The 26336-nt window shown below is 44.9% G+C and carries 27 protein-coding genes; 6 read left to right on the top strand and 21 right to left on the bottom strand.

Going from position 1 to position 26336, the window contains the following annotated elements:
• Window positions 1–53: 53 nt before the first annotated feature.
• The 13 genes from LZT21_RS04300 to LZT21_RS04240 form a co-directional block, all read right to left on the bottom strand.
• Window positions 54–473, bottom strand: a complete 420-nt coding sequence (locus LZT21_RS04300) for an aconitase X swivel domain-containing protein (protein ID WP_233989378.1) — start codon at window positions 471–473, stop codon at window positions 54–56.
• Entirely contained in the window at window positions 470–1702 is a 1233-nt protein-coding gene (locus LZT21_RS04295; RefSeq protein WP_233989369.1) for an aconitase X catalytic domain-containing protein, read from the bottom strand. Before LZT21_RS04295 ends, LZT21_RS04300 begins: the two co-directional genes overlap by 4 nt.
• 161 nt (window positions 1703–1863) lie before the next feature.
• Window positions 1864–2496, bottom strand: a complete 633-nt coding sequence (locus LZT21_RS04290) for an MIP/aquaporin family protein (RefSeq protein ID WP_233989367.1) — start codon at window positions 2494–2496, stop codon at window positions 1864–1866.
• Complete coding sequence (locus tag LZT21_RS04285) at window positions 2493–2972, bottom strand: arsenate reductase ArsC (RefSeq protein ID WP_233923793.1); 480 nt, start codon at window positions 2970–2972, stop codon at window positions 2493–2495. Before LZT21_RS04285 ends, LZT21_RS04290 begins: the two co-directional genes overlap by 4 nt.
• Entirely contained in the window at window positions 2969–3298 is a 330-nt protein-coding gene (locus tag LZT21_RS04280; RefSeq protein ID WP_233935927.1) for a helix-turn-helix transcriptional regulator, read from the bottom strand. The genes LZT21_RS04285 and LZT21_RS04280 overlap by 4 nt, the downstream gene beginning before the upstream one ends.
• Window positions 3299–3343: 45 nt before the next feature.
• Window positions 3344–4342 (bottom strand): tripartite tricarboxylate transporter substrate binding protein, encoded by a 999-nt coding sequence (locus LZT21_RS04275; protein WP_233935907.1) that lies wholly within the window; start codon window positions 4340–4342, stop codon window positions 3344–3346.
• Window positions 4343–5086 carry a sulfite exporter TauE/SafE family protein gene (locus tag LZT21_RS04270; RefSeq protein ID WP_233923786.1) on the bottom strand — a complete coding sequence of 248 codons (744 nt, stop codon included), beginning with the start codon at window positions 5084–5086 and terminating at the stop codon, window positions 4343–4345.
• 1 nt (window position 5087) lies between these two features.
• A complete protein-coding gene (locus tag LZT21_RS04265) occupies window positions 5088–5837 on the bottom strand; it encodes a sulfite exporter TauE/SafE family protein (protein WP_233935898.1) in 750 nt (249 codons plus the stop codon).
• Entirely contained in the window at window positions 5834–6610 is a 777-nt protein-coding gene (locus LZT21_RS04260) for an ABC transporter ATP-binding protein (protein WP_233935896.1), read from the bottom strand. Before LZT21_RS04260 ends, LZT21_RS04265 begins: the two co-directional genes overlap by 4 nt.
• Window positions 6611–6639: 29 nt before the next feature.
• A complete protein-coding gene (locus LZT21_RS04255) occupies window positions 6640–7413 on the bottom strand; it encodes an ABC transporter permease (protein WP_233923783.1) in 774 nt (257 codons plus the stop codon).
• Window positions 7413–8693 carry an ABC transporter substrate-binding protein gene (locus tag LZT21_RS04250; protein ID WP_233989360.1) on the bottom strand — a complete coding sequence of 427 codons (1281 nt, stop codon included), beginning with the start codon at window positions 8691–8693 and terminating at the stop codon, window positions 7413–7415. The genes LZT21_RS04255 and LZT21_RS04250 overlap by 1 nt, the downstream gene beginning before the upstream one ends.
• Before the next feature lie 75 nt (window positions 8694–8768).
• A complete protein-coding gene (locus tag LZT21_RS04245; RefSeq protein WP_233989358.1) occupies window positions 8769–10247 on the bottom strand; it encodes a pyruvate carboxylase subunit B in 1479 nt (492 codons plus the stop codon).
• On the bottom strand, window positions 10247–10816 hold the full coding sequence (locus tag LZT21_RS04240; RefSeq protein WP_233989355.1) for an acetyl-CoA carboxylase: 570 nt from the start codon (window positions 10814–10816) through the stop codon (window positions 10247–10249). Before LZT21_RS04240 ends, LZT21_RS04245 begins: the two co-directional genes overlap by 1 nt.
• 111 nt (window positions 10817–10927) lie before the next feature.
• On the opposite strand from LZT21_RS04240, the gene LZT21_RS04235 reads away from it, so the two are divergent.
• Genes LZT21_RS04235 through LZT21_RS04220 form a run of 4 tightly spaced genes read left to right on the top strand, consistent with a single transcriptional unit; the run spans window position 10928 to window position 15525 of the window.
• Window positions 10928–11746 carry an IclR family transcriptional regulator gene (locus LZT21_RS04235; RefSeq protein ID WP_233989353.1) on the top strand — a complete coding sequence of 273 codons (819 nt, stop codon included), beginning with the start codon at window positions 10928–10930 and terminating at the stop codon, window positions 11744–11746.
• 31 nt (window positions 11747–11777) lie between these two features.
• Window positions 11778–12614 carry a 3-keto-5-aminohexanoate cleavage protein gene (locus tag LZT21_RS04230; RefSeq protein WP_233989351.1) on the top strand — a complete coding sequence of 279 codons (837 nt, stop codon included), beginning with the start codon at window positions 11778–11780 and terminating at the stop codon, window positions 12612–12614.
• The gene (locus LZT21_RS04225) at window positions 12611–14236 is read left to right on the top strand and encodes a GMC family oxidoreductase (protein WP_233989349.1); all 1626 of its coding nucleotides are present in this window, start codon (window positions 12611–12613) and stop codon (window positions 14234–14236) included. Before LZT21_RS04230 ends, LZT21_RS04225 begins: the two co-directional genes overlap by 4 nt.
• Window positions 14237–14244: 8 nt before the next feature.
• On the top strand, window positions 14245–15525 hold the full coding sequence (locus LZT21_RS04220; protein WP_233989341.1) for a SulP family inorganic anion transporter: 1281 nt from the start codon (window positions 14245–14247) through the stop codon (window positions 15523–15525).
• Here the strand turns inward: LZT21_RS04220 and LZT21_RS04215 are convergent.
• The 3 genes from LZT21_RS04215 to LZT21_RS04205 all read right to left on the bottom strand — a co-directional run bounded on the left by LZT21_RS04215 (window position 15518) and on the right by LZT21_RS04205 (window position 19533).
• Window positions 15518–17077: an AMP-binding protein gene (locus LZT21_RS04215; RefSeq protein WP_233989339.1), complete on the bottom strand. Its 1560-nt coding sequence runs from the start codon at window positions 17075–17077 to the stop codon at window positions 15518–15520. The genes LZT21_RS04220 and LZT21_RS04215 overlap by 8 nt on opposite strands.
• A gap of 66 nt (window positions 17078–17143) precedes the next feature.
• Complete coding sequence (locus tag LZT21_RS04210; RefSeq protein ID WP_233923765.1) at window positions 17144–18550, bottom strand: aldehyde dehydrogenase family protein; 1407 nt, start codon at window positions 18548–18550, stop codon at window positions 17144–17146.
• A complete protein-coding gene (locus LZT21_RS04205) occupies window positions 18550–19533 on the bottom strand; it encodes a tripartite tricarboxylate transporter substrate binding protein (protein WP_233923764.1) in 984 nt (327 codons plus the stop codon). Before LZT21_RS04205 ends, LZT21_RS04210 begins: the two co-directional genes overlap by 1 nt.
• A gap of 206 nt (window positions 19534–19739) precedes the next feature.
• Between LZT21_RS04205 and LZT21_RS04200 the strand changes: the two genes are divergently transcribed.
• Together LZT21_RS04200 and LZT21_RS04195 are read left to right on the top strand one after the other, a co-directional pair.
• Complete coding sequence (locus LZT21_RS04200; protein WP_233923763.1) at window positions 19740–20540, top strand: IclR family transcriptional regulator; 801 nt, start codon at window positions 19740–19742, stop codon at window positions 20538–20540.
• Window positions 20540–21454, top strand: a complete 915-nt coding sequence (locus tag LZT21_RS04195) for a bifunctional enoyl-CoA hydratase/phosphate acetyltransferase (RefSeq protein WP_233935867.1) — start codon at window positions 20540–20542, stop codon at window positions 21452–21454. The genes LZT21_RS04200 and LZT21_RS04195 overlap by 1 nt, the downstream gene beginning before the upstream one ends.
• A 43-nt stretch (window positions 21455–21497) precedes the next feature.
• On the opposite strand, the gene LZT21_RS04190 is transcribed toward LZT21_RS04195, so the two are convergent.
• The 5 genes from LZT21_RS04190 to panB all read right to left on the bottom strand — a co-directional run bounded on the left by LZT21_RS04190 (window position 21498) and on the right by panB (window position 26323).
• Window positions 21498–22091, bottom strand: a complete 594-nt coding sequence (locus LZT21_RS04190) for a c-type cytochrome (protein ID WP_233989328.1) — start codon at window positions 22089–22091, stop codon at window positions 21498–21500.
• On the bottom strand, window positions 22078–23394 hold the full coding sequence (gene soxC / locus LZT21_RS04185) for a sulfite dehydrogenase (protein ID WP_233935855.1): 1317 nt from the start codon (window positions 23392–23394) through the stop codon (window positions 22078–22080). Before soxC ends, LZT21_RS04190 begins: the two co-directional genes overlap by 14 nt.
• Before the next feature lie 152 nt (window positions 23395–23546).
• Window positions 23547–24620, bottom strand: a complete 1074-nt coding sequence (locus LZT21_RS04180; protein ID WP_233989793.1) for a hypothetical protein — start codon at window positions 24618–24620, stop codon at window positions 23547–23549.
• 4 nt (window positions 24621–24624) lie between these two features.
• Window positions 24625–25383 carry a sulfite exporter TauE/SafE family protein gene (locus LZT21_RS04175; protein WP_255696428.1) on the bottom strand — a complete coding sequence of 253 codons (759 nt, stop codon included), beginning with the start codon at window positions 25381–25383 and terminating at the stop codon, window positions 24625–24627.
• 73 nt (window positions 25384–25456) lie between these two features.
• A complete protein-coding gene (gene panB, locus LZT21_RS04170; RefSeq protein WP_233923757.1) occupies window positions 25457–26323 on the bottom strand; it encodes a 3-methyl-2-oxobutanoate hydroxymethyltransferase in 867 nt (288 codons plus the stop codon).
• Window positions 26324–26336 lie beyond the last annotated feature (13 nt).

Raw genomic sequence — 26336 nt, 5'->3', positions numbered from 1 at the left:
TTTCGCACTTCTTTAGATGTTAAAAAATGTCAGGCTATTAAGAATAACTTCACTTAATTATCTGCCCCATTAAGCACTTCAAGCATTTTTTTGCTGGGGTCAACCCGTAAAATTTGTCCGCTCTGTAAGGCCTGAGTAATGTCTTCAGTAAAACCGCTCAGCATGCTGATATCGCCCTGCGCTGCGCCCTGCACTAAGATTGGATTTACAGAATTAAAAATAATGGCCAATGGGGCAATATTGCGTGACTTCATTTCATACAACATCCAAGCACTTGCAACACCGCCTTTAGCAGTATCGAGCACTAAAATTTTATCCTTATACGATTTACCAAATAGCTTATGACTGGGTCTAGAGAAGGTGCCATTAATTCGGTCTAGATCGTAGCGCGCCGAGAAACCATCGCTGGCACATAAACACTCGCCCTCAACAATATTGCCTAAGGCATGCTTGGCATAATAAATTGCACTCATGATAATTTTCCTGTCTCAGCTGCTCTTACACACTCTTCCATTGAAGCCAACATCGGAATGTATCCATACCCACCTAATATATTGACCATTTTTGCGCTATTGGTAGCAAGCCGCTTCCAGCCATTGGCGGTGGCAATTTCTCTGGCATACGATTGATAAAAGCACATCCCAGAAAATACGGTGCCACCAGCATCTTCAATGGTTTTAGTAAGCCCCATGCGGTCTGAATCTGCTTTGACCTGCGGGCTAGTCACTGCAAGTAAAGGAATTTTAAATTGCTTACCTGCACATAAATCAGCTACCGAACGCATTTCAATTAAGCTTAACTGTGGCGCTGAAAAAACGACTACGTCCACGTCATCAGTTACTCGATACGAGCTTTGCAAAGCCATCACATCTGAGTAAGCAATCTTGTTTGGCGATAGTTGATCAATTCCTAAATCTTGTGGTCTCAGTGCTTCAGGGGTAATCTCAGCAATATGAAATAGTGCTGTAGAACCAAAACTGGCCATCGCCGCCCCAAAGTGCTTGAGGCTATCTGAAGTGGGTACTGCACTCACCCCTTCCAAAATGGGTACAGCCCAGTAATTGCCTGTTTGCTTACCAATATAAGCGCCTAAAGCACCCCATTCATTTAATGAGCTTGGCATCCAGTCAACCGAAAATCGTTGCGATGGCCGACGATAGGAATCGAGGTGATAGCCATAACGCGGTGTTCTCCCCGTTAAGCCCGCTGATAATGCCGATGGACCACCCTCAAAATTGGAGCGTGCACCACAAATTGAATTTGAATAAATGACAACACCCGTATCACCAAAAGCCACATGCTCACCATAAATCGGCGCCATGATGGTTTGGTAATTTATGCAGGTATCAGTCATCGATACGCCCATCTTCACAAAGGCGGCGATAGCACGCCGCTCGAGATCAAGCATTTTCTCGGTTTGACCTAATTGCTTGGCTTTAGTAAAGTCTGTGCCCCGTGGGTCGGTAATCGTCGGAATGCTAACCACCCGATCTTTAGAAGAGTTCTTCGCTAAGCCCTCAAGCCAAACTACCCCAGCCTCGCCAAGACTTTCTGTGTCGGCCATAATGTGCGCCTGCGCTACCTCAACAAAATCTTCAGCCTCAAAAAAATCACCGACTTTAATTTGATGCTGTATTGCCATTTGCTTTACTGGCCCAAATTCACCAGCTAGCATGGCTTGTTCTTTTTGGTTTAATTTCATTATTGTTATAGCCTTAAAAGAATAATTACAAACACTAGAAGCGCTTTTAACCCCGCAAGGTATATACCCTTAATTTATAACAGTATAAATTAATCTTTAAGGGGATCGAAGTAATTTGCCAAAGCCAGGGCTAAACAAAAAACTGAATGAAATCAAAGAGATTAACGCTTTAAGAATAGCGCTAGTAGAACTACTGCGACAATTTGAGCAGCAATAAAGCCTAAGGTATCGGCTGGAGCGATCCCGACAAAGGTGTTGGTTAGGCTTCTTGCTATTGTTACGGCCGGGTTTGCAAAAAAAGTAGATGAAGTAAACCAATAGCCTGCAGTCACTGTTAGGGCAACTAACATGGGTATACGGTCCTTCGCACTTCGATCGCCAAGATAAATGACGCTAAGTAAAACTAGGGTTGAAAAAAATTCACTAGCCCACATGCCTAGGCCGGTTCTGACTTTGCTGGATTCTTGCAAAATAGGTAAGCTAAAGATGAAATGGGTAAACCAAATTCCGGCAATCGCACCAGTAAATTGGCAAACCCAATAGGCAAGCATTTTGCTTCTGTTGATATGACCTAATTTCCAGAACATTAAACTCACAACCGGATTAAAGTGCGCTCCTGATATTGGTCCAAGCAAGGTAATTAAGACATATAAGCCTGCTCCTGTGGCAATGCTATTACCTAGTAAAGCCACGGCATCATTACCACCACCCAAAGCTTCACCCATAATTCCAGAGCCGGCAATGATGGCTAATAGTAAAGCTGTGCCAATAAATTCGCTTGCGTAAGTTTTCATGCTTGAGTGTGAATTGCCTTCAAACTGATCGAATCAAGTTTCTCTAAAGGCATAGCAGCCATTATGTCTAAGCGCCTTTTAAGGCCATTCTTCACGTCATTAAATGCTTTACGCTTTTCTAGATCTGTACCCTGCACTTGAGATGGATCAGGAAAGCCCCAGTGCGCAGTAGCTGGCTGCCCTGGCCAAAATGGGCAAACCTCACCAGCAGCGTTATCGCAAACGGTAATCACAAAATCCATCTTGGGGGCATCAGGCCCACCGTAGACATCCCAACTTTTCGATTTCAATAAAGTCCGATCCATTCCCAATTCTTCAGCAATGTCTGCAGCGATTGGGTTTACGCTGGTACCCGGTGTAGAGCCTGCAGAAAACCCTCTAAATTTCCCACTGGGATGCGTAGAGGCTAATGCCTCTCCAATTATCGAGCGGGCTGAATTATGGGTACATAAAAAAAGGATGTTGTATGGCTTCATTTACAGGCTACTTTTTTATTTACTCTTTTAATAGCGCACGTCTTGCCACTGCAGCAATTTTCCAAAAGAAATTCGCTTAGATCCGTTACTAAGGCGACATTAGGTCGATAAATTAAATTGCGACTTTGACGCTCAACCACTAATAGACTTGCCTGCACCAATTCCTTTAAGTGAAAACTTAAAGTTGCATTAGGAATGCCCAATTTTTCAATCATTTGCGTGGGCGTTAAGCCAATATCACCCCTTTGCACAATTAGGCGAAAGATATTGAGACGACTTTCTTGCCCTAGGGCGACAAATGCCTGGATAGCTTCACTATTTTTCATATTTCCATAATAATGGAAATATGTTACAGGTTTATGACGAACTAATCAATCTAACGTCGCACCCGAATCACGCACTGCCCGCGCCCACTTGCTTAGTTCCTTCGCCTGAAAATCAGCAAATGGTTCACTAAAATCGGTATTTGGCACCACGCCTAAATTACCTAGCTTTTCTTTATAGGTTGCTGAAGCGGCAATCTTCTCAGTATCGGCCTTGAGCAGGGTATAAACATTCTTGGGTAATTTGGCTGGTGCAAATACACCCCACCATGCGATCGATTCAAACTGGGGATAGCCCTGCTCTGCTACTGTTGGAATGGCCGGTAGCACTGGCGAGCGTACTTTACTGGTTACCGCTAGGGCGCGCAATTTACCCGAAACAATATGGGGCAAAACTGATTGAATTGGGTCAAAAACCAAATCAATTTGACCTCCTAACAAATCGGTAACGGCTGGAGCACTACCTTTATAGGGGATATGTTTTAGGTTTGCCTTCGTAGTAGATTCAAATAAAGCTGCAGTTAAATGCCCAGGGGTACCATTGCCCGCCGTGCCAAACTGCAGCGATTCTGGTTTTTGCTTGGCTTGTTTAATTAAATCATCTAAAGTTTTAATCGAACTATTGGCATTAACGGCAATCACAATCGGCGCACTAGCAACTAATGCAATCGGGGTGAAATCTTTAATAGCATCATAGGATAATTTTTTATACAAACTAGGATTAATCGCGTGGGTGCCAACTGTACCCATAAAAAGCGTGTAACCATCTGGCGCAGCACGGGCCACAAAATCTGCGCCAATCGTGCCGCCAGCACCACCTTTATTGTCGATAATCACCTGCTGCTTGAGCTCATCTCCTAGTAACTGCGCGAGCGGCCTAGCGACAATATCAGTTGGTCCGCCAGGAGGAAATGGCACAATTAAGCGCAGTGGTTTATCAGGAAAATTTTGCGCAAATACCGCGCTACTGATACTGCTAGTGAGGCCAATAATGATAAGAAATAGGCCTAATTGAATGCTCTTAGAAGAAAGATAATTTCTCAACATTTAAAACACCTCTCTAAATAGTAAACCACAGCCTGATAATAATAAGATCAAACCATATATTAACTTTAATGTACTTAATTGAATACCGATATGTGCCCGAGTGCCTGCCCAAACGCCGATAGCCATAAAGGGAATTAAAAATAAGGCTAATAATGCAACATCTGCCTTTAAAAGGAGGCCCGTAATTATCATCAACAGCAAACGTAATAGAACTAGAGAAAAAATAATTGCCGTCATGGTCGCTCTTAGCTGAGCTGCTTCATGAATACGCATAGCCAAATACGAAGCATAAATGGGTCCGCCAGTGGCAAATAAGGCGGTAAAAATACCCCCACTTACCCCAAAGGGAATAGACCAAAACTGCGAAATCGTCTTATCTATGGCGGAATTTCGGCCCACCAAAATACGAATTCCATTCAAGCCAGCAAAAATTCCTAAGGTAATTAGCAAGGGGCTCTTAGGGGCATCTAACAATAAAGTAACACCAATTGCCATTCCTACTAAGGTAAAAGGAGCTAACCAATATAGCTCCTTAAAACTTGCTTGCTTAAATGACTTTTTACCCTGATAAAAAGAGGCACATAAATCTAAAACTACAATTAGCGGCACTACGGTTTGCAAAGGATATAGCTGGACTAATAATGGCACCGAGACAATTGATGAACCAAAACCAGTAATGCCAAAAATGAAATAGGCCAATGAAACGATCGCCGCAGCTGCTACTAAGGTAAGGATGATTTCCAATTTATATTAATGCACTGATAGCTAAATTAAAAATTGCATTCGCAACTAAAAGATAAAGACAGATTTTTTTAATCTTCGCTTGGCTAATGAGGTGCTCCTGATCAATACGGTGGGCTATATAAAAACCTAGCAAGAATGCAGGCAGACCCACTAAAAGTAAAGGGAGCCAAGTTAAATCGCTACCAATTAAGCTGGCAGTAATAATGGCAAATAGCGCCATACCTGAAGTCACTTGCGATAGTAGTGCGCGGGCGCGAGTGAACTCTAGCGTACTCGCATTTAAATATAGTGCAACTACCGGCCCACCAATACCGCATGACCCCAACAAGAGGCCAGCGCCCGAACCTACTAAGTTATCCTTGATCTTCGATAAGTTAACCTGCACATGGGGTTGTAATAATAAATAAAGCGCAAAGAATAGTACTGCGGAGCTAGCCCCAATCTTTAGCAGTTGCACTGAAAATTGCGTGCTCACTAAAATGCCAATCGGCAGGAAAATAGCCGCGCCTAAAAGTAAGCGATACATACGGGGGCGATCCTCCTTAGCAACTCGCCAATTTCGAGCTAACCAGACGCCGCCAAGAAGCTCGATGAACATCACCACAGGAATGAGTACTGCCAAGGGCAAAAAGCCCATTAGTAAAGGTGACATCACCATCGCGCCCCCAAAACCACTTAAGCGCCGAAATAATCCCCCTAAGGTAGCGGAAATTGCTAACAGGGCGATTGCAAACCAATCAAATGAATTCAACTAACATCACTTAAATCATGCTCATCAGAAATTAAGTCACGAATTTGCTTGCGCACTTCGAGATAGCTAGGGGTATCTTCTACCATGCGTCTGGGTTCTGGCACGCGAATAACTTTTTTAACGCGGCCAGGCCTACGTGTCATGACGATAATCACGTCTGATAAATTAATTGACTCTTCAATACTATGTGTTACTAGTACAACGGTTTTACTTTCTTCAGCCAAAATGCGAATCATCTCTTGTTGCATCATCGCCCTATTCTGGGCATCTAATGCTGCAAAAGGCTCATCCATCAACAATACCGTAGGATCAACTGCTAAGGCACGAGCAATCGATACCCGTTGTCGCATACCACCTGATAACTGATGGGGGTAGCTTTCAATAAAGGCACTAAGACCCACTAGAGCGGCAAAATGCTCGACATCTTTTTTGATTGTTGCCGCATCAATGCCCTTAATGCTAAGGCCAAACGCAATATTGTCACGCACAGTAAGCCAAGGAAATAAAGCATAGTCTTGAAAAACCATCGAACGATCTGCGCCGGGCTCTTTTACTTCTTTACCTGCGCATTCGATTCGACCGGCAGTAGGCACCTCAAAACCAGCAATTAAATTCAGGAGGGTTGTTTTGCCACAGCCGCTATGACCCAAGATCGAGACGAACTCGTTTTTATTCACCTCTAATGAGACATCTTCCAAGGCCTGAACCGCTTGGCCTTGACCATTTAGTGCGGGGTAAATTTTACTAAGGTGTTCTACTTTTAAAGCTGACATTAATTTAATTACTATCCATTAAGAAAACATTACGCATTTAAAGCACGTGACCATGGCATAAACTTTTTAGCGGCATAACGAATGAGCCGATCTAGTGTCAAGCCAATGAGACCAATCGCCAGCATGCCATCTAAAATATAGTCGGTACGCAACACTGTTCGCGCATCATTAATTAAAAAACCAAGGCCAGAATTAGCGCCAACTAGTTCAGCGGCAACCAAAGCCATCCAACCCACTCCCAGGCCAATACGGATACCAGTGACAATTTGCGGCAAGGCGGCACGTAATACCACCCGCGTGATTACATTCCATCCACGTGCACCCAAACACCGAGCTGCGCGGATTAAATTAGGTTCGATATTCTTCACAGCATCAATGGTATTTAATAGAATCGGGAAGAAAATACCTAAGAAAATAATGAATTGGTTTTGGGTATTGCCCACACCAAACCATAAAATACTCAACGGAATCCACGCAATGGGCGGAATGGGTCGCAAAATTTCAATAATGGGATCAACCTGTTCATTCACCCACTTAAAGCACCCCATCACAATACCTAGCGGAATGGCTACGCTGGCATAACAAAAAGCAATAAATTCACGCGCTAAGCTATCACGGATGTGTTTCCATAATTCACCAGAAAAACCCAATTCAATTGCGCCATTTAATACTCCAGTAGGCGGTGGTAAAAGTGTAGCCTGGGTTTTATCCAAGATATACCGGCTGGCAAACTCCCAGCCAGCCAGTAATATCAAGAGCAGAATTAAACGCCGTAACTGCTTAACTGAATGAAAAAAAGGCATTATTTTTTGTATACCTTGCCATCAAACGACCAGTCTTTAGTTAAATCACCCTTTTCAGGGAAAGGCTGAGGTTTTGTCGTATTGAGTGACGTCATATACGTTGGATAAGGCGTTTTATCCATTGGCGTACTCCAATTAGCTGGCAAGAAAGACGGCTGCTTGGGAATACTCCAACCTAACTTAGAAAACGTTTTATCCATAAAGCGGGTATCTACAGCGCGCGCAAAATCGACTCCCGTGAGCTTATTTTGAATTCGCTTGCTTTCATATAGCCAGTTATAAATTGGCTCATTGGCGCGACCCCAAAATAAAGGAATAGGATATATATAGTTTGGCTTATATAAGAGGTTATAAGCAGAAACCTGTTGCCGCAAAATTTCTGTGGAGTAATTCTTCAGATTAGGATCTTCTTGCATTGCCGTTACTGCAGCATCCGGATTTTTGCGAATCCATAAAGTAGCCTCAGCAATCGCATCGGTAAAAGCCTGTACCACGTCTGGTGCGTTATCAATCATTTCTTGACGCGCATAGAAGGTGCCCTCATAAATATTGTAAGGGAAGCTATCACTGACGATGCGGGCATTTTTACGCTCCTTCACCATAATCGTTGGCGTTGGATCCCAAGGAACGACTGCATCAATTCCCTTAGGCATTGCCATTTGTTCGCCGGGAGGCATATTTTTCAAAATAATATCTTTACCAACTTCCAGGCCATTGGCCTTTGCCGCTGCTTGAATATAAAACTCGGCAGAAGAACCCGTCACAATGCCAACAGTAGCAGGTGGGTTTGAACCTTTAAAATCTTTAATAGATTTAATTTTTGAATCAGTTGGCACCAACATGGCATGCAACAAATTCACATTGATCACGGCAATGGTTTTAACGGGAATATTTTTATCCACTAAAGTAGTGAAGGGAAAATTACCGCCATTACCAAATTGAAAACGCCCTGAAATAATCACTTCATTAATCGCTGGGCCCGAAGGGAAGGCTTGCCACTTCGCCTCGACCCCACGCTTAGCCAACAAGCCTTTTTTATCCATGACTAAATTAATCGTATTTTGACCAGACCAAGGTGGCTGAAACGCCACCTGAATTGGCCACCAGCCTTTTTCTTTAAGCCAGGCAATAGATTTAGGGGAGATTTTTTCATCCGCCCCCTCTGGCCAGCCATAATCAGTAAATTGGGTAGTTTGGGCAGCAGCTGGTAAAGCTAAGCCGGCCACCATGGCAATGGCTAAAGCGCTAAATACTCTGCGAGAAATCGTTAATGCTTTCATAGCTATCTCCTATCTTAATTTTTATAAAATACTGCTTTTGATAAACAAGTCTACTGCAAAATGATTTTGATTCCCTTAAGTCGAAAAGCTTAACTCTACACTACCAAACCGCGTTTTAACGCTTGAAAAATCCTTACCTTGAACCAAATACTTCATGAGCTCAGAAAAAGGCTGCAACTGCTTACCCTGCTTGAGAGCTGCTAGAGTACCATCTTGTAGGCCTAAGGCTAAATTGGGAGGATAAAAGGCATGCAGGCAAAGCTGCTCGCGCGACACCGACTTACCCCACTGCTTTCTTAAATTACTTAAAGCAGGTTTGATGAAATCACCCGGTCGCTGACTTGGGTCATACTCCACCCCAGCGCGCGCCATTACTTCCGTGCTCGCCTGACCTGCCAATTTTCCGTAATGCCCGCGCAAATAGAGCTTCACTTCATCTGGAATCGTTTTATAGCGTTCACCCTGCATCACATTGAGTACAGCTTGGGTCACAATATACTGGGCAAAAGGACTGACCAAAATGGGATAGCCTAAGTCTTTTCTCACTTGCGCAGTTTCTTCTAAGATTTCTTGTTCTCGATGGGCGATGCCCAGAGTTGCTAACTGCGCCCGCAGATTAGAGATCATGCCTCCGGGAATTTGGTGCTCATATAGTGCTGGGTCATAGGTTAGCTTTTCACCCCGAGGCAAACTATCGCGCGTACAGATCCAATCGAAATACTCATCAACCTCTTGCAAGGCAGACAAATTCATCTTAGGCGCCCTACCGAGACGCACTGCACTAGCTAAAACTTCATTCACCGAGGGTAATGATGCGCCATTAGCCAAGCAGTTTGTGGCAACGTAACCATAGCTAAAGCCGGCTTTAATTGCTTCTTCATACACTAGGGGGGCTAAACCCGACTGACAATGGGAATGTAACTTCAAAGGAATGCCCCTGGCTATAGCAACAAGTGCGGGAAATAAAGTCGCGCCACGTTCTGGAGTCAATAAGCCCGTAGGATCTTTAACAGAAATAAAATCGACTTTTAAGTCCACTAGCTCTTTGGCGCGCGCCACAAAATACGCATCGTCATGTACTGGGCTTAATGCATAAGTAAGCATTGCATTAATCAGCATCCCCTGTTTTTTACCTGAGGCAATCGAAGAAGTAATGTTGCGGTTATCGTTGAGCGCGTCGTAAACCGTTAGCACCTTAACGCCTGATTCTGCCAATAAGGCGATATTTAAATCAACTACATCATCAGGAAATAATTCAAAGGTATAAATACTTTGTCCACGAGTTAAGGCATCGGTAGGCGTTTCTAGTTCTTGACTAAGAAATGCCATGCGTTTCCATGGATCTTCACGCAAGAAACGCACCATCACATCAAACACCGCGCCACCCAAAATATTGATATAGCCGTACCCTGCTCGATCGATATTATCTAGAGCTGGATACATTTGCGCGGTGGTCATGCGGGTTGACCACAAGCATTGATGCGCATCGCGCAGCGTGACATCAATCATTTGGAATGGGGCTGAGTGGCCCTGCGTGACGGGTTTTTTCAACATCACAACTCGATCACCATTAAGACTTGACCTGCTGTAATAGTTTCGCCATCAGCTACACAGATATCGATAATTTTTCCAGCGTGTTCAGCTGCAATCGTATTGAGTAGCTTCATCACCTCGACAATGCACACTGGAGTATCGGGTTTTACCTCCGCGCCAATCTCGACAAAAGGCGGTGCAGTAGGATTGGGCCGGCGGTAAAAAGTTCCCACCATTGGGCTTAAGACCTCGTAAAGACCCGCATGGCTCCTTGGCTTATTAGCTACTGCAGCTTGAGGAGTTGTGGCTAGAGTCACTCCTGATGGGCTAGCAGCGGAGCTAACTTCAGACGAGCGCTTCTTTCCAACTTCGATTTCTATTTCAAATTCTGGTGTTTTATAAGAAAAGGTATTGAAATGACCGGCATCTTTAATGAGGCCAATCACTTCTTTCACTTGTTGCATTGAAATAGTGCCAACTGGCGTAATCGATTTCTTGGTCTTAGGCTGAGTCTTGGTCTTAAGCTTAGTCTTGGTCTTAGGCTTCAATTTGGGGCTAGCCTTAGTAAGTGGTGATTTTTTAATTGCCATGACAGTAGTTTTTGATTGATCTTTTCTCTAATGGAATATAAAGTATCACTAGATGAAATGATTTAAGGGTAAATACCTAAAAACCCCTCTTAAGCCAAGTAAACAATAAAAATGCATAAATTTAGTACGGTCTCAACCAAAACTTCAAGCAGGCTAGCTTCTGTAACGGTTCTAGAAGGCAGCAAATCCAGCATGGCGGAAAAAGTGTTGCTCATTTTGGAAGTCATTGCTAACTCAGAATTTCCACTTACCCTAGAACATATCTCTTCCAGTATTGGCTTGGCTAAACCTACCGCCTTCCGACTGTTAAATACTTTAGTAGCACAAGGTTTTGTCGAGCGCGACCCAAATGGTCGTCGCTTTCAGCCCAGCGCAAAATTTCGCCTCATGGGCCTAAGCCTCCTCTCAGCCGACTCAATTCGTTCGCAACGGGTTGCGGTTATGAAGCGCTTAGTAGAAGCGGTAGGAGAAACATGTAACTTTAATATTCTGGATGGCAATGAAGTGCTTTATCTTGATCGCATCGAAACGAGTGCGCCGATTCGCTTGCATATCGACCCAGGTATGCATGTGCCATTGCATTGCACTGCTAGCGGTAAATTATTTTTATCCTTCATGAGCGACCAACAAATTAAACGAATAGTTGGGGCAGAACCGCTGCAAAGTCACACCTCTAAAACCATGACCCACTACAACACATTAATGGCGGAAATTGATAAAATTCGTACCCGCGCATACGCCTTAGATAACTGTGAATATTTAGAGGGGTCTATTTGTGTTGCCGTGCCAGTGCGTGACGCTAAAAATAAGGTGTTTGCTGCATTAGCGGCCCATGGCCCAACACCGCGTTTTACCTTAAAACTCGCCGAGCAATCGGTCGCAATTTTACGTGCCGCAGCGTTGGAATTAGAAAATAGCCTCACCCAATAAATTACCTTATTCTAATTTTTTTGGAGTATTCATGAATCAACCCGTCATCATTACCGTTGCTATTACTGGCGCAGTTCCGCGCAAAAAAGATTGCGCGGGTTTGCCCGTTACTCCGCCAGAACAAATCGAAGAAACTCAGAAAGCCTATGAAGCTGGAGCCTCATTGGTACATATTCATGTGCGCAACCCCGATGAAAGCCCCAGCTCTAACCCAGACCTATATGCCGCAGTACAAGAGGGTGTAAAAAAATACTGTCCCGAGATGATCGTACAATTTTCTACTGGTGGTCGTGGTCGCGATCAAGCTGCGCGCGGGGCGATGCTCTTCCATCGACCCGATATGGCTTCCTTAGCAACCGGCTCAACGAACTTTCCAGTAGGTATTTACGAAAATCCGACTGATTTTGTTGAGGGGTTGGCGAGCGAGATGTTGAAATATGAAATTAAACCGGAAATTGAAATATTTGATTTAGCGATGCTCTACAACGCCGCGAATTTAGTTAAAAAAGGTCTGCTTAACTCACCGCCTCATGTGCAATTTGTCATGGGAGTTCCGAATGCAATGCCGGTACGGCGCTCTATTTTAGAATTTTTAATAAAAGAACTAAAAGATGTGATGCCCACTGCCACTTGGACAGCAGCGGGTATTGGTAAACATCAATTAACGGTTAATGAATGGGCGCTAGAGCTGGGAGGCCATGTACGCACGGGCTTAGAAGATAATCTACGCTACGATGAAACCCGGGTTGCTAAAGATAATGCGGAACTAGTTGCGCGGGTCGCAAAAATGGCGCGTGATCGCGGTCGCCCTGTAGCAAGCGGCAAGCAAGCGCGTGAAATGCTAGGTTTAAGGCCTATCGCCATATGACTAAAGCGACTTCCTTAAGGAACCAACAGTTTGATTACATCATTATTGGCGGTGGATCTGCAGGTTGTGTTCTAGCTAATCGACTATCTGCCAATCCGCAGAATCGCGTCTGCTTACTTGAAGCCGGTCCAGAAGATAGCTTGCCTTGGATTCATTTGCCAATTGGCTACGGCAAGACCATGTGGGACGCCAGGGTTAATTGGAAATTTAATACTGCGCCTGAACCGGGCATGAATAACCGGGAAATTTATTGGCCAAGAGGCAAATGTCTTGGAGGCTCGAGTTCAATTAATGGTTTAATTTTTATTCGCGGGCAAAAGGAAGATTACGACCAATGGCGTGACTTAGGTAATGTCGGTTGGGGCTGGGATGACGTACTGCCCTACTTTAAAAAAGCTGAGGGAAATGATCGCCTAGGTGAACCACTGCACTCACAACAAGGGCCATTAAAGGCTTCGTCGATTCCCAAAAAACATCCCTTGGTGGAAGCCTTTAAGCTGGCTGCTAATGCCCTCGGCGTTCCTACTACCGAGGACTTTAACAATCTCACGCAAGAAGGTGTTGGCTACTACCAGCTATCAACCCATAAGGGTTTGCGCTGTAGCACTGCAGTCGCTTATTTGCGCCCTGCGCGTAAGCGCTCGAATCTAACGGTGCTTACCAACAGCCAGGCCACACGGATTTTATTTACAGGTCGCAAAGCCAGTGGGGTTGAACTTTTCCGCCAAGGTAAAAAAATCACGCTACAAGCGAATAAAGAAGTGCTCTTATGCGCTGGTGCGATTCAAAGCCCACAACTATTGCAGCTCTCTGGTATTGGTCCAGCGAAGTTGCTGCAAGAATTGAGTATCCCGCTGGTTCAAGATTTACCAGGCGTGGGAGAAAATTTACAAGACCATTTGCAATACCGTTTAATTTATGAATTAAATCAACCCATCTCGACCAATGATCAGCTACGTTCGATCTTCGGTAAAGTAAAAATGGGTTTAGATTGGTTACTGTTTCGTGGTGGCCCGCTGTCGATAGGCATTAACCAAGGTGGTTTATTTACTAAAGTTATGCCCACCTCAAGTAGGCCGGATATTCAATTTCATTTAGGCACGCTCTCGGCAGATATGGCTGGAGGACAAGTTCACCCTTTTTCCGGTTTTACGATGTCGGTTTGTCAGTTACGCCCAGAGTCACGAGGATATGTACACATTCAATCGGCTGACCCACTCATACCGCCACGCATCTTTGCTAACTATTTAGACACCCAATTTGATCGTGATATTAGTATTGCCGCCGTCAAATTTGCTCGTAGCATTACGCAGACCCAACCGCTGAGTAATTTAATTTCCCGCGAAGTGAAGCCCAATAATCCCCAAAGCAATGAAGAAATTTTGGCGTTTTGTCGCGAAACTGGCGCAACTATTTTTCATCCCTCTGGAACCTGCAAAATGGGTACTGCTGATGATTCGATGGCGGTAGTCGATGCCGATTTACGGGTTCGCGGCGTTACTGGTTTACGGGTCATCGACTGTTCTATCATGCCACGACTAGTTTCGGGCAATACCAACTGGCCCGTAGTGATGATTGCTGAAAAAGCGGCTGATATAATTAATTATCAATCGCTAATTTAAATTCATCCATGCCTCAACTGCCCTTTTCACGCTGGCTACCAGAATATAAAACCCCTGGCACTATACGCGCTGATTTACTAGCAGGTCTAACTGGTGCAGTAGTCGTTTTGCCGCAAGGTATTGCTTTTGCCATGTTGGCTGGTATGCCACCCCAATATGGTCTTTATGCCGCGATGGTACCTTGTTTAATTGCTGCCCTATTTGGCTCAAGTCGCCTCATGGTTACGGGACCAGCAAATGCCATCTCCCTAACAACCATGGCCTTAATGGCCCCCCTCGCTACCCCAGAGTCGGCAGAATACGTTGGCTTAGTACTCACCCTGAGTTTTTTAATTGGCCTGATTCAAATTACATTAGGATTTGGCGGTGTGGGTAAGTGGGTAGAAAAAGTGCCTCACTCTGTAATTGTGGGCTTTACTGTAGGCGCTGCCATCCTGATTATGAATAGTCAAATTGGCACTGTTACAGGTTTTGCTATTCCGCGGGGCATTAGCCCGCATGAAACCCTGCATGAGCTCTATTTAGCCCTCATGCAAAACCCTTGGCATCCCGCAGTGCTTAGTTTAGTGATTGCAACAATTTTAATTATTATTGTCTGGCGTCCACTCAATCGCTGGTTCCCTGGCATGCTAGTGGCGGTAATTATTGGCAGCCTTATTGCCCTCTATATCGAAAGCCTCTACCCCGAGCTCGACCCTTTTAAGCGCGTGAGTAGCATTCCAGGAGCTTTTCCAGCTATATCCTTTCCGCAGTTAGAGATGAATACCCTGAATCAATTATTTGGTCCAACCTTAATCATGGCTTTATTAGCCTCTACTGAGGCCATGGCCATCGCCCGGGCGATTGCGCTAAAAACAAAAGACACCTTTAATGCCAATCAAGAATTTATTGGTCAAGGCTTAGCCAATATCGCCGGATCGTTTTTTTCGGCTTACCCCGCAAGTGGCTCATTTAATCGCACTGGCGTGAATTTATCTGCTGGTGCAAAAACACCCTTATCAGCTATTAGTGCGGCACTTTTTTTAATGGTTATTTTGGCCTTTGTTGGTCCGCTCGCTAAATATCTCCCTTATCCCGTTATTGGCGCCTTATTACTAGTCGTCGCTTGGAATTTAATTGATCCTAAAGAGATTCGTAAAGAATTTCGTCATGGGGCAAAAGAGTGGCTACCTATGGTCATTACATTTATTGGAACCATTACAATTTCACTAGAATGGGCAATTCTGGCGGGTATTTTTACTTCGCTACTCTCTCACCATTTATTTAAAGCCAAAACTCACCCTAAGTAGAACTGGCTACACCGGGCAAATCGAGTAACTTTAAGCGCTGAATTTTTCCTGAGGCGCCACGCGGTAACTCATTAACAAAAAGAATCACCTTAGGTGTGCGCAGTTTGCCTAAGTGCTCCAAACAAAAATTGCGCATTTCAATCTCTGTGCAATGAGCATCAGGACGCAAAACAAGGCAAGCCAAAATTTCTTGGCCATAGTTCGCATCAGGTATTCCGACTGCAGCCGCATCGAGAACGGCAGGATGTTTTAACAGGGCCTCATCGATTTCGCGTGGCGCAATATTTTCGCCGCCCTTTATAATTAACTCCTTCAAACGGCCAGTAATAAAATAAAAACCATCATCATCTCGCAGGCCTAAGTCGCCCGTTTTTAACCAGCCATCAGTAGCAAAAGCTTTTGCTGTTTCAGCTTCGCCATGGAAATAAGCTTGCATTACATTTGCGCCGCGTAAACAGACCTCACCAATTTGCTTATTAGCTAATTCAATTCCAGCGGGATCAACAACTTTAGCTTCAACCCCGCAAGGTAAGCCAGGGCTGCCGTAACGGCGAGGACCATCTTGCGGATTGCAAAATACCATCGAGGCTGATTCAGTCATGCCCATCCCCTCAATCACAGGAATGCCAAATAGACTTTCGAATTCGCGGTGATGCTCGGGTGGCAGCGGTGCTGAAGCCGAACGCCCAAAACGGATTCGTTTTAATTGCGCCGCTAAATGAGTATCCACTCCATTTGCTTTAGCTGCATTAATTAAATAAGCAATAATGGTTGGCACCATGTTTATCCAAGTACACCGATACTTGATAGCTACCTGCCACCAGTTACTCACCGAAAATTGATGTGGCGCAACAATGGCACCCCCTGAAAAGAAGGGGGAAATTGTCGCAATCACTTGCCCATTAATGTGATAAATCGGTAAAGAACTTAAAACAGTATCTGCTGGAGTAAGCCCATGCCACTCGCTTACGGTCTTGGCAGCATAGAGAACATTAGCGTGGCTTAGAAGCACACCCTTAGGCGTGCCAGTTGTGCCAGAGGTATACATTAATAAAGCGGGATCACGAGCCCTGAGCTGTGGCAAAACTCCCGCTGCTGAACTCATAAATGGGCCCTGAGCCGCATCAGGGTCTAATTCAACTAGCTTAAATTTAGCTTGAATTTTTTTTAATGCATTCCATAAATGGGCTTTATTCTCAGGCGCATAAAACAATATTTCAATTTCACTGTGCTCAAACACCCAAGCAAGTTGATCTATTGGTGCCAATAAATTCATTGGCACGACAACGCGACCAGTCGCCATCGTCGCCAGAAAAACACTCGCTGTTTGGCGACCGTTATGCATAAATAAACCCACATGCCCGTGCGCACTAATACCTTGCTCATCAAACCAGGTGAAAAGATGTTGCGCCTCTTGAGCTAACTCACCATAGGTCAGCACAGCATCAGTTTCGGGAGCATATAAAAAGGGGTGCTCTGCTTGCTGTTGATGCCAGTACGTCATTACGTCGCCAATGGTCAAACACGAGCTTGGCGGTAAGGTTGAATTCATGTGATCTAACATAATGATTAAGTCAAATCTAAATAATTAAATAGATTTAATTGGAAAGAAACACAATTAAGAACGTGAAAATTTGCTGAAATAATTCTCCAGCAAAGCTTCAACTGTCGGCACAATTTCAGGTATGGGCCTAACTACGCGAGAAATATTCAAATAATGACGATAATTCAGATTATCCGAAAAATTATTGCCGCCCCAAGTGCCGCAGCCCATAGATAAGGAAAAGGGTAAGCCATTATCAAAACTGCCGCCCGTGGCGATCGCATGGGCTTGATTCACAATAACTCGAGCAACAGGCAATTCATTGGCTAACTCGGCAGCGCGTTGATCCATTATTGGGCCCTGCAATTGAGTATGCAAACCCACCGAATGCCCAGAGCCCTGATACGCATAAACTTTGGCAACCATTGCTTTAGCAGCCGCAAAATCAGCAACCTGCCAAACTGTTAGTACCGGACTTAATTTTTCCCCAGAAAATGGGGCATTCGCACCAGCGCTGTCTTCTTCTACCATTAAAAAACGGGCCGTCTTAGCAAGTGGATTTTTTAATCCTGCTCGCTCAGCAATAAACTCTGCCGTTTGTGCAGTGAGCGTGGCGGTTAATTTACCGTTCTGAAACATCACTTCTTGTAAACGTTGTTTGTCGTCTGCATCAAGCATCACGCCACCTGCAAGCTCGAGAGCTTGGATAGCTTTAGCATAAACGGGCGCACAAATTACCACGCCATTTTCACTCGAGCAACTGGTGGCGTTATCAAATGTTTTTGATTGAACAATTCGTTTAGCTGACGCGGTTAAATCGGCTAATTCGTCAATGATGACTACGACATTACCAGCGCCAACGCCAAAGGCGGGTGTTCCCGAGGTATAAGCCGCTCGAATATTCGCTTGTGAACCTGTCGCCACCACTAAGTCAGCCAAGCGCATTAATTCATAGGTGGCATCTTTGGTGATGGGGCTTGGCAATACTTGTACTAAATCACGTGGCGCCTTCACTAAATCGAGCTGTTGATGCACAAATTCTAATAGACGTGCGCAAGTCGTTTGGCCCTTAGGGGATGGTGCAACAATAATCGCGTTGCGACACTTTAAGGCATTCAGAATTTTATTAATCGGGGTAGCTCCAGGATTAGTCGAAGGGGTGATTGCCGCAACCACTCCGACTGGTCTGGCGTACTCCGATAATCCTGTAGCCGCATCCTCGGCAATTAAACCAACGGTCTTCGCATGCTGTAAATCACGCATCAAACCCAAAGTTTTTCGATAATTTTTCTTAAATTTATCTGCTACATTGCCAAGTCCTGTATCGAACACAGCTAACTCTGCCAACTCTTGGTTGCGTTTCGGCTCCAAAATAGCCCACGCCACAGCCTCGACGACTAAATCTACTTCACTTTGAGTTAGTTGCTCAAAGGACTTTTGTGCCACACGGGCACGCGCAACTAAATTTTCTACTGGTGACATTATTCCGCCTTAATGCTCGACTCTTTAGTGACCTTACTCCATTTAGCTAGTTCAGCTTTCACAATCGCTCCTAGTTGCGCGGGTGTGCTGCCCACAGCTTCAGCGCCCTGCGCGATTAATTTTTCTTTCGTACTCGATTGCGCTAAGACCTTGACTACCGCGTTATATAGCGCATCGACACTAGCTTGAGGTGTGCCCACGGGCACAAACATAGCGTACCAAGAGTCAACCTCAAAATCTTTAAAACCCGACTCGGCCATGGTTGGCACATCGGGAAAAATCACTGAGCGTTTAGTGGTTGATACCGCTAAAGCACGCAATTTTCCGGCCTTAATATATTGGGTTGCAGCAGGTATTGAAACCCATAACAAGGGTACTTGTCCTGCCATCACATCAGTAACCGCTGGGCCGCCGCCACGATATGGAATATGGGTCATCTTCACATTCGCTGCTGTTGCCATCATCGCGCCTGCTAAATGCCCTGGTGAGCCGTTGCCGACAGATGCAAACGCAATCGTATCGGGCTTAAGGCGAGCTAACTCGATGGCTTCTTTAACAGTCTTTGCCGGAAAATCAGGATTAGCAACTAAGATTTGCGGCAAGGAAGCCACCAAAGATACAGGCAAGAAATCTTTCTCGGTATTAAAGGCAAGCTTGGGGTAAATAGCCGGGTTAATCGTGTGCGAGGATAAAGTAAATAATACGGTGTAGCCATCCGCTGGTGACTTAGCAACCGCGTCAGTACCAATCGAGCCCCCTGCGCCGCCGCGATTATCAATAATAATTTGCTGACCCAAAGCCTGACTCAAGGGCTCTTGCACAATACGCGCAATGACATCAGTTCCACCTCCAGGCGGGTAAGGCACAACAAATTTAATTGACTTCGTGGGCCATGCTTGGGCCCAAGCTCCCGCAGAAAAAATCAACCCAAAACTAGATATAAATAGGGTAATTAGTAACTTGGTAATAAATGATTTTGACATCTTGATTCCTTTATCTTCTTGTACCCGTTTTTTTATCATAAATAAGGTCGTTTAAGGTCGCACAGACCAAAGCCTATAGAATAACTAATCTTACTCAACGGAACAAGTTGTTTCGTATAAGTGCAAATACTGGTATTTTATGGGTTAATTAGTGAAACGTTCAATTAAAATCAACAAATTCACCCATTTCCTGAGATTGATTAGTCATGTTTGAAACGACCCTGACAGACCTAGTGGAGGGCATTAAAAAAGACCCCGCCAATGAAAATTCGTCCATGCTGAAGGGCGTGGTTATTTTGGAGGCACTAGCCACCCTTTCTCAACCGGCTACTTTGGCGCAACTGATGCAAATTACCGCCATGCCAAAGGCATCTTTGCACCGCACCTTAGCCATCTTTGAAGAAGCTGGCTTAGTCTCACGAGAACCTGGGGGGAAAACCTATGCCCCTGGCGAACGCCTCGCTAAATTAGCCATTGCTACGATTACGCACGATAGTGTGGCCGCAATTCGCCACAGCGTATTGAGAAAATTAGTCGCTGAAGTTGGCGAAACCTGCAACCTTGCGGTATTGCGTAGAGGTGAGTTATTTTATTTAGACCGCGTTGAGGCTGATTGGCCACTGCGCTTACATTTACCTCCCGGTACAGTGCTCCCTCCACATTGCAGTGCAAGCGGTAAATTACTGCTTGCCTTTAAAGTCGCCGAGGAGCGCCGCCAACTATTACAAAATATTCCACTACAACCTTTTACCCATCGCACGATTACCGATCGCACGCTTTTAGAGTCTGAATTAGAGCGCATTGTGACGACGGGTTATGCGGTCGATAATGAAGAATATGTGATTGGCGTATCTTGTGTTGCTGTACCCGTATACGACAGTAACCAAGACGTGGTTGCTGCAATTGCCATTCACGCAGCCACAGCTAGGCTGCCACTAAATCAAGCGATGGAATATATTCCGCAACTACAAGAGGCGGCTCAACGCGTCTCACAAACCCTGAGCTAATGAGTCGCTTTACCTATCCGCGCTTGCAGCAGCTCATTGCTTCTGCCAAAAGTCATTTGCCGCTGGGCGTGGTTTATCCCTTAAGCTTGCCAGCCCTTGAAACTGTGCGTGAGCTTCTCGCGCATCAACTATGCCTTCCCACTTTACTTGGCCCCGCACAGCGCATCACTTCATTGGCTAAAGAGGTGGGTTTAGATTTAACCCATATTCGTCTCATTGACACCCCCGACAATCCTATTGCCGCAGCACAATTAGCAGTACAAATGGTCAAGCAAGGAGAATTTGCTGCGCTGATGAAAGGCTCACAACATACCGAAGATTTAATGGGTCCCATCGTTGATCGTGACGGCTTACGTACCAAACGGCGTACCAGCCATCTTTTTCTTTTTGAGATGGCTAGCTACCCTAAATTACTGGGTATCAGCGATTGCGTCGTCAATATCGCGCCGAATGTAGCGCAAAAGCAGCAAATTTTATTGAGTAGCCTAGAGGCGCTCGACCGCCTGGGAATTCATCAGGCTAAAGTTGCAATCATTGCGGCCACTGAAGTTGTCAACCCTGCCATGCCAGCAACCCTGGATGCAAAATCCATTGTCGATGCCCATCAAATTACACCCATTTATCCTGGTGCAGTCATTGAAGGTCCACTTGGCTTTGATAATGCGCTCTCTGCCCTTTCCGCCAAAACCAAAGGAATTGAATCCATTGTGGCGGGAGAACCCGATCTCTTATTGGTGCCGGATTTACAGGTCGGCAATATTTTGTATAAGGCCTTAATTTATATGGCGGGCGCCGAATGTGCTGGCGTTATTCTGGGTGCACAAGTACCGATTATTTTGACCTCGCGCGCTGACTCTGTATTTTCTCGAGTGGCGTCTACCGCTCTGGCGCTGCGCTTAACCGCACAGCCATAAAAAAATCGCCCGCAGGCGATTTTTCATTTCCCGCATCAAGACTTCATGGCTTGCAGTTGGTCATGCAACGCACTGCATTGGTATCAGGCCGATCATCAACCATAAAGCCATCGCGATTAGGCATCTTTACTGCTGCCAAAGTCTTGCTATTCATTTCATCCGTTTTACCCACTAAGCCATTTAAATTCAGGATATAGGCTGACAGTGCATATACTTCATCATTTGTTAAAGACTGTGGCTTATCCATCGGCATTGCTCGCCGCACGTAATCAAATAAGATCGGTGCATAGGGATACATACTGCCTGGAGTTAGAACGCGTGCATTGGTCTTAAACGAACCAATACCACCAACCATCGGGCCAAATACTGGGCCGCCCTTAGCATCAGGTCCGTGGCACGAAGCGCACTTGGCGTTATACACTTTTTCCCCCACTACAGCATTCCCTTGTCCGGCTGGCAACCCCTGACCATCTTGGGTGCGAATATCAATATTCCAAGCCTGCAGATCTTTCTCTGCAATAGGCTTACCAAAAGCAGCCCCAGAGGTATTTTTAGGCGCCGTATTTTGCGCTGTTGAACAAGCCGCCAATAAAGTTAAGCCTGCTGTAATTATTATTATTTTTTTAACCAATGCCATTTGTCACCTCCCCATTTGCGCTGACATTCCATGGGAAAATGCCATTGTGATGTTGTACAAAGCCTGTAATTGCACGTACCTTTTTTATATCATCAACAGTCGGCTGCACATATCCAGTGCTATCAACCGCGCGGCTAGCAATAACCGCAGGGCCACCCTGCCAATTCCAGTTGAAGTTAAATCGCGTTAGGCACTTATCAATTACGGGCTCTTCCAAGCGAGCTTGTTGCCAATTTTTACCACCATCAACTGAAACGTCAACCGCAGCAATCTTGCCCTTACCAGACCAAGCAAAGCCGGTAATTTCGTTATATCCCGGCTTAATCTTCATACTTCCCGATGGGTTAGTGATGACTGATTTAGCTTCCATCTCAAAACTAAACTTACGCCATTTGCCATCTGGCATTGGATCGGTATAGCGAGCAGTTTCGCCGCGCACATGCCAAGGCTCTGTGCCCGCTTTAATACGGCGCAGCCATTTAATGCTGACGTTACCTTCCCAACCCGGAATCATTAAGCGCAAAGGAAATCCATTTTCACTGCGCAGCATTTCGCCATTCATGGCATAAGCCAACATGGCCTCATCAATAATGCGATCTAGGGGCAAACTACGCAAGTGGCCTGAAGCATCGGCTCCCTCTGCCACAATCCAAGTAGCCTTGGGATCAATGCCAGCCTCATCGAGCACCCACGAAAGCGGCACGCCAGTCCATTGCGCGCAAGAGAGTAAACCATGAGTTTGTTGAACTGTTTTCGAAGCGGGCTTAAGCCAATCGGTTAAGCCATTACCGGAACACTCCATAAAATAAAATTTGGTAACAGTTGGATAACGCATTAAATCAGACATGGTTAATACCAGTGGCTTGCTCACCATGCCATGTACCACTAATTTATGGGTATCTGGATTAATATCAGGCACCCCATTGTGGTGACGCTCGTAAAATAATCCGTTAGGAGTGACAATGCCTGGCGTAGATTGCAGTGGCGTCATACTCCAGTCCGACAAGGTTTGCTTATTAACCAAAACATCGGAGCGACGCCGAATCACATTCGCTTCATATTTCGATGGCATACCGTAAGCAGCTACTAAGGGTGCGCCCATAGTTTGATTGGAGGCAGGTATGGGTAATGGGTCTGCCAAGACTGCAGTGCTGGCCATTCCTAGGGTTCCTGCTCCCCCAGCCAGCGCAACCGTTTGGCGTAAAAATGATCGTCGTGTAACTTCCTGCGACATTGAGGTAGAGGCTTGGAGTTCTTTTTGCGAAGCCGCCACTATGGCCTGCATCTTTTCCGATTCTTTCAATCTACGCTCCTCTTTAATTTTATTTAAATACACTTATTTGTGTAGATTAGGATAGCCCGATTAGGCTTATTTATACATAGATAAATCCCTTAAGTATTTACCCTTATCTATCAAACGATAAAGAAATAGATAAATTAGCTGAAGGGCTTATTTTAGGTCTTTGCACACAGGCCAGAAAAGGGTAATTTTTCTATATAAACAGGGCCTAAATTGCTGCCCCCAGGGAGCACTGCAACATGGCGTGCTTGAGGGTTCAGGGGCCCATCTACTAAGACTGCTTGAGAGCTAAAACCGAGCCCAATTTCATATCCCAATTGAGGGGAAAAAGCGTGACTAGTCAGCTCGATTTTTTGACCTAAATCACGGTCGAAATTTACCTCACTATTTATCGCCTTAGCGCTCTGCGGAAAATGCAAACCCACGAGTTTGGTTTGCAAGCCTGCTGCCCCACTCTCGCTTGCGGCGCCAAATAATTTTCCGAGGGCTGCAAGTGTGCGTGGCTTAGTTAATTCATTGCTAAATAAAATAAAGCCCGCTTCAATACGCAAGATATTAGCGGCTAGAAAACCACATTCTAAGGCAGGTAAAGTAGCTATAGCCTGTAATTGCTGCCACAGAGTAATAGCCTCTGCGCGAGGCACTAATAACTCATAACCTAGTTCACCGGTATACCCTAGACGCGCAATCAATAATGAGGGGTAGCGAAGTGGCCGATTAAAAGCAAAATATTGTGGTAAATCACTAGCCTTAAGCCCCAAAACAGTCTCCAATAAGGCGCTACTATGCCGTCCTTGCACGGCAATGACTTGATATTGATCTGAAATTTCTAGCAAGCGCAAATTGCTATAAGGTCTTGCGGCAGCCAACAAAAAAGACAAAATGGCACTGCCGGTAATTAAATAAAAATGTTCAGGGCCCAGTCGCCAAACAGTGGCATCTAACCAAACTTCACCATTTTCATTTAACAACATGCTGTAGGCAATTTTACCAATCGCCAATTTCTCGCAATCACGGTTTTGAATTAGCTTAAGCAAGGCAAGAGCATCACTACCCACTAACTCAACTGTACTCATAAAAGAAAAATCAAAAATACCAACTGATCTTCTTACTGCCCAGTATTCTTGCTCAACCGATGAAAATTCAGCTGGCAAAAGAAGACTAGGGCCGAGTGCCAATAAAGGAATTTTTCGCTGCGCAAAATAATCACTTAGCGACGATGACTGCATCACACTAAACCAAGGAGTTGACTGTCATATAAATGCCTACCAAAATACATAACCAAGCTGCCACCTTCTTTAAGCGATCAACGCGAACACGATGAGCAATGATGACGCCAATCCAGATTCCAATTAATTCAAACGGCAAGATAAAGGCGACAATTTTAAAATCAACCGCACTATTAAGAATGTTCGCCACCGATCCTGAGCTTGAACCAATAATCTGAATCACTTGGGCAATACCAATAATCAGCAGCGGACTAAATTTTAAGACTAGCATCAAGGGTACAAAAAATAGTGGGCCGCCAGCTCCAGAAAGACCTGAACCAAATCCGGCAATTAAACCAACTAGTATTAGTACAACTGTTTTTTTAATTGTCAATACCTGAGAAGCCGAGTTGCCTGCAAGGTCTGATGAAATGGGCGCCGTTAATGCCCAGACACCGGCCGCAATAACCAACAAACCAATAATGCCAATTAGTAAATGATCGCCTGTAATAGCATTCACTTCGGCACCCAAATAACTAGCTATTAATGTACCGAGGCACACTGGTACCGACATCCGCCAATTAATTGAACCCCGTCTTTGAAATAAATAAGTACCTAAAGCGCCGGTAAAGATAAAGGTGATAAGCGCTGAAGCGCTAGCCTGATGAATATCTAAGCCAGCAAATGCAATTAGGGCTGGAATCAAAAGTACCCCACCCACACCCACCGCACCAATAAATGTTCCCGCCAATAATGCAGTTGTGGCTAATAAAAATAATCCCAGTTCGATCTCCTTAAATAAATAGAGGGCCTTACAGCCCTCTATTTATAGCATCTCAAAATTCTGAGTAAAACGCTTACCAATTAACCAGTTTTTTAAATTTATCCAACTCTTCTGGACTCATAAAAACGGTATGCTCTTTACCGGGATATTGACGAGTTTTAACGTCATGCATATATTCGGTATAGCCTTTTTCTAAAATAGGCACTAAATCACAATAAATTTTAGAATGGCGTGGTACATGCTTTTCATATAGATGGAATAAATCAGAACCAATAATATGCACGCCGTCCGAGGTGCTTCCGGAACCCAGACTAATGACTGGCACATCTAACGTTTCAGCCAAATACTGACTTACTTCTGAAGTACAAACTTCCGTCATGATTGAGAAGCAACCGGCGTCGACGAATGCCTGTGCATCTTCAACCAATTCCTTAGCGCGTTGTGCTGTTTTACCTTGGGCAACGAAACCGCCTAATTGAGGCATTCTCATTGGGCAAATACCGATATGGCCTTGCACAGGGATACCAGCTTTAATAATTGCTTCAATATTGCGGGCGTGATGAATATTGCCTTCGCACTTCATCACTTCGGCACCAGCTTTTGCAACATATTGAGCAGCATTATCAACAGCCTGTTGCTCGGAAAGATGAAAACTCATGTAGGGCATATCAACCATGCGTAAACCATATTGCGAGCCACGCTTTACTGCTTGAGCCATAAACATGACTTCTTCAAATGACACTGAAGTGGTTGATTCATGGCCAAATAGCACCATGCCACCAGTATCACTAACACAAAGAATATCAATACCTAAACGATCGGCAATGATGGCATTCTCATAGTCATAAACTGCAAGCTGAACGATCGGCTCTTTATTCTTTTTCTTCGCATTCAACATCGGAATGGTCATTTTTTTTCTTTTTACTGGTGTATCAGACATTTCTAAATCTCCT

It is taken from the genome of Polynucleobacter sp. IMCC 30228, from assembly GCF_021395205.1.
Lineage (GTDB): Bacteria > Pseudomonadota > Gammaproteobacteria > Burkholderiales > Burkholderiaceae > Polynucleobacter.
The sequence above is the reverse complement of the archived record's forward strand: the minus strand, read 5'-3'. Positions and strand labels throughout refer to the sequence as shown.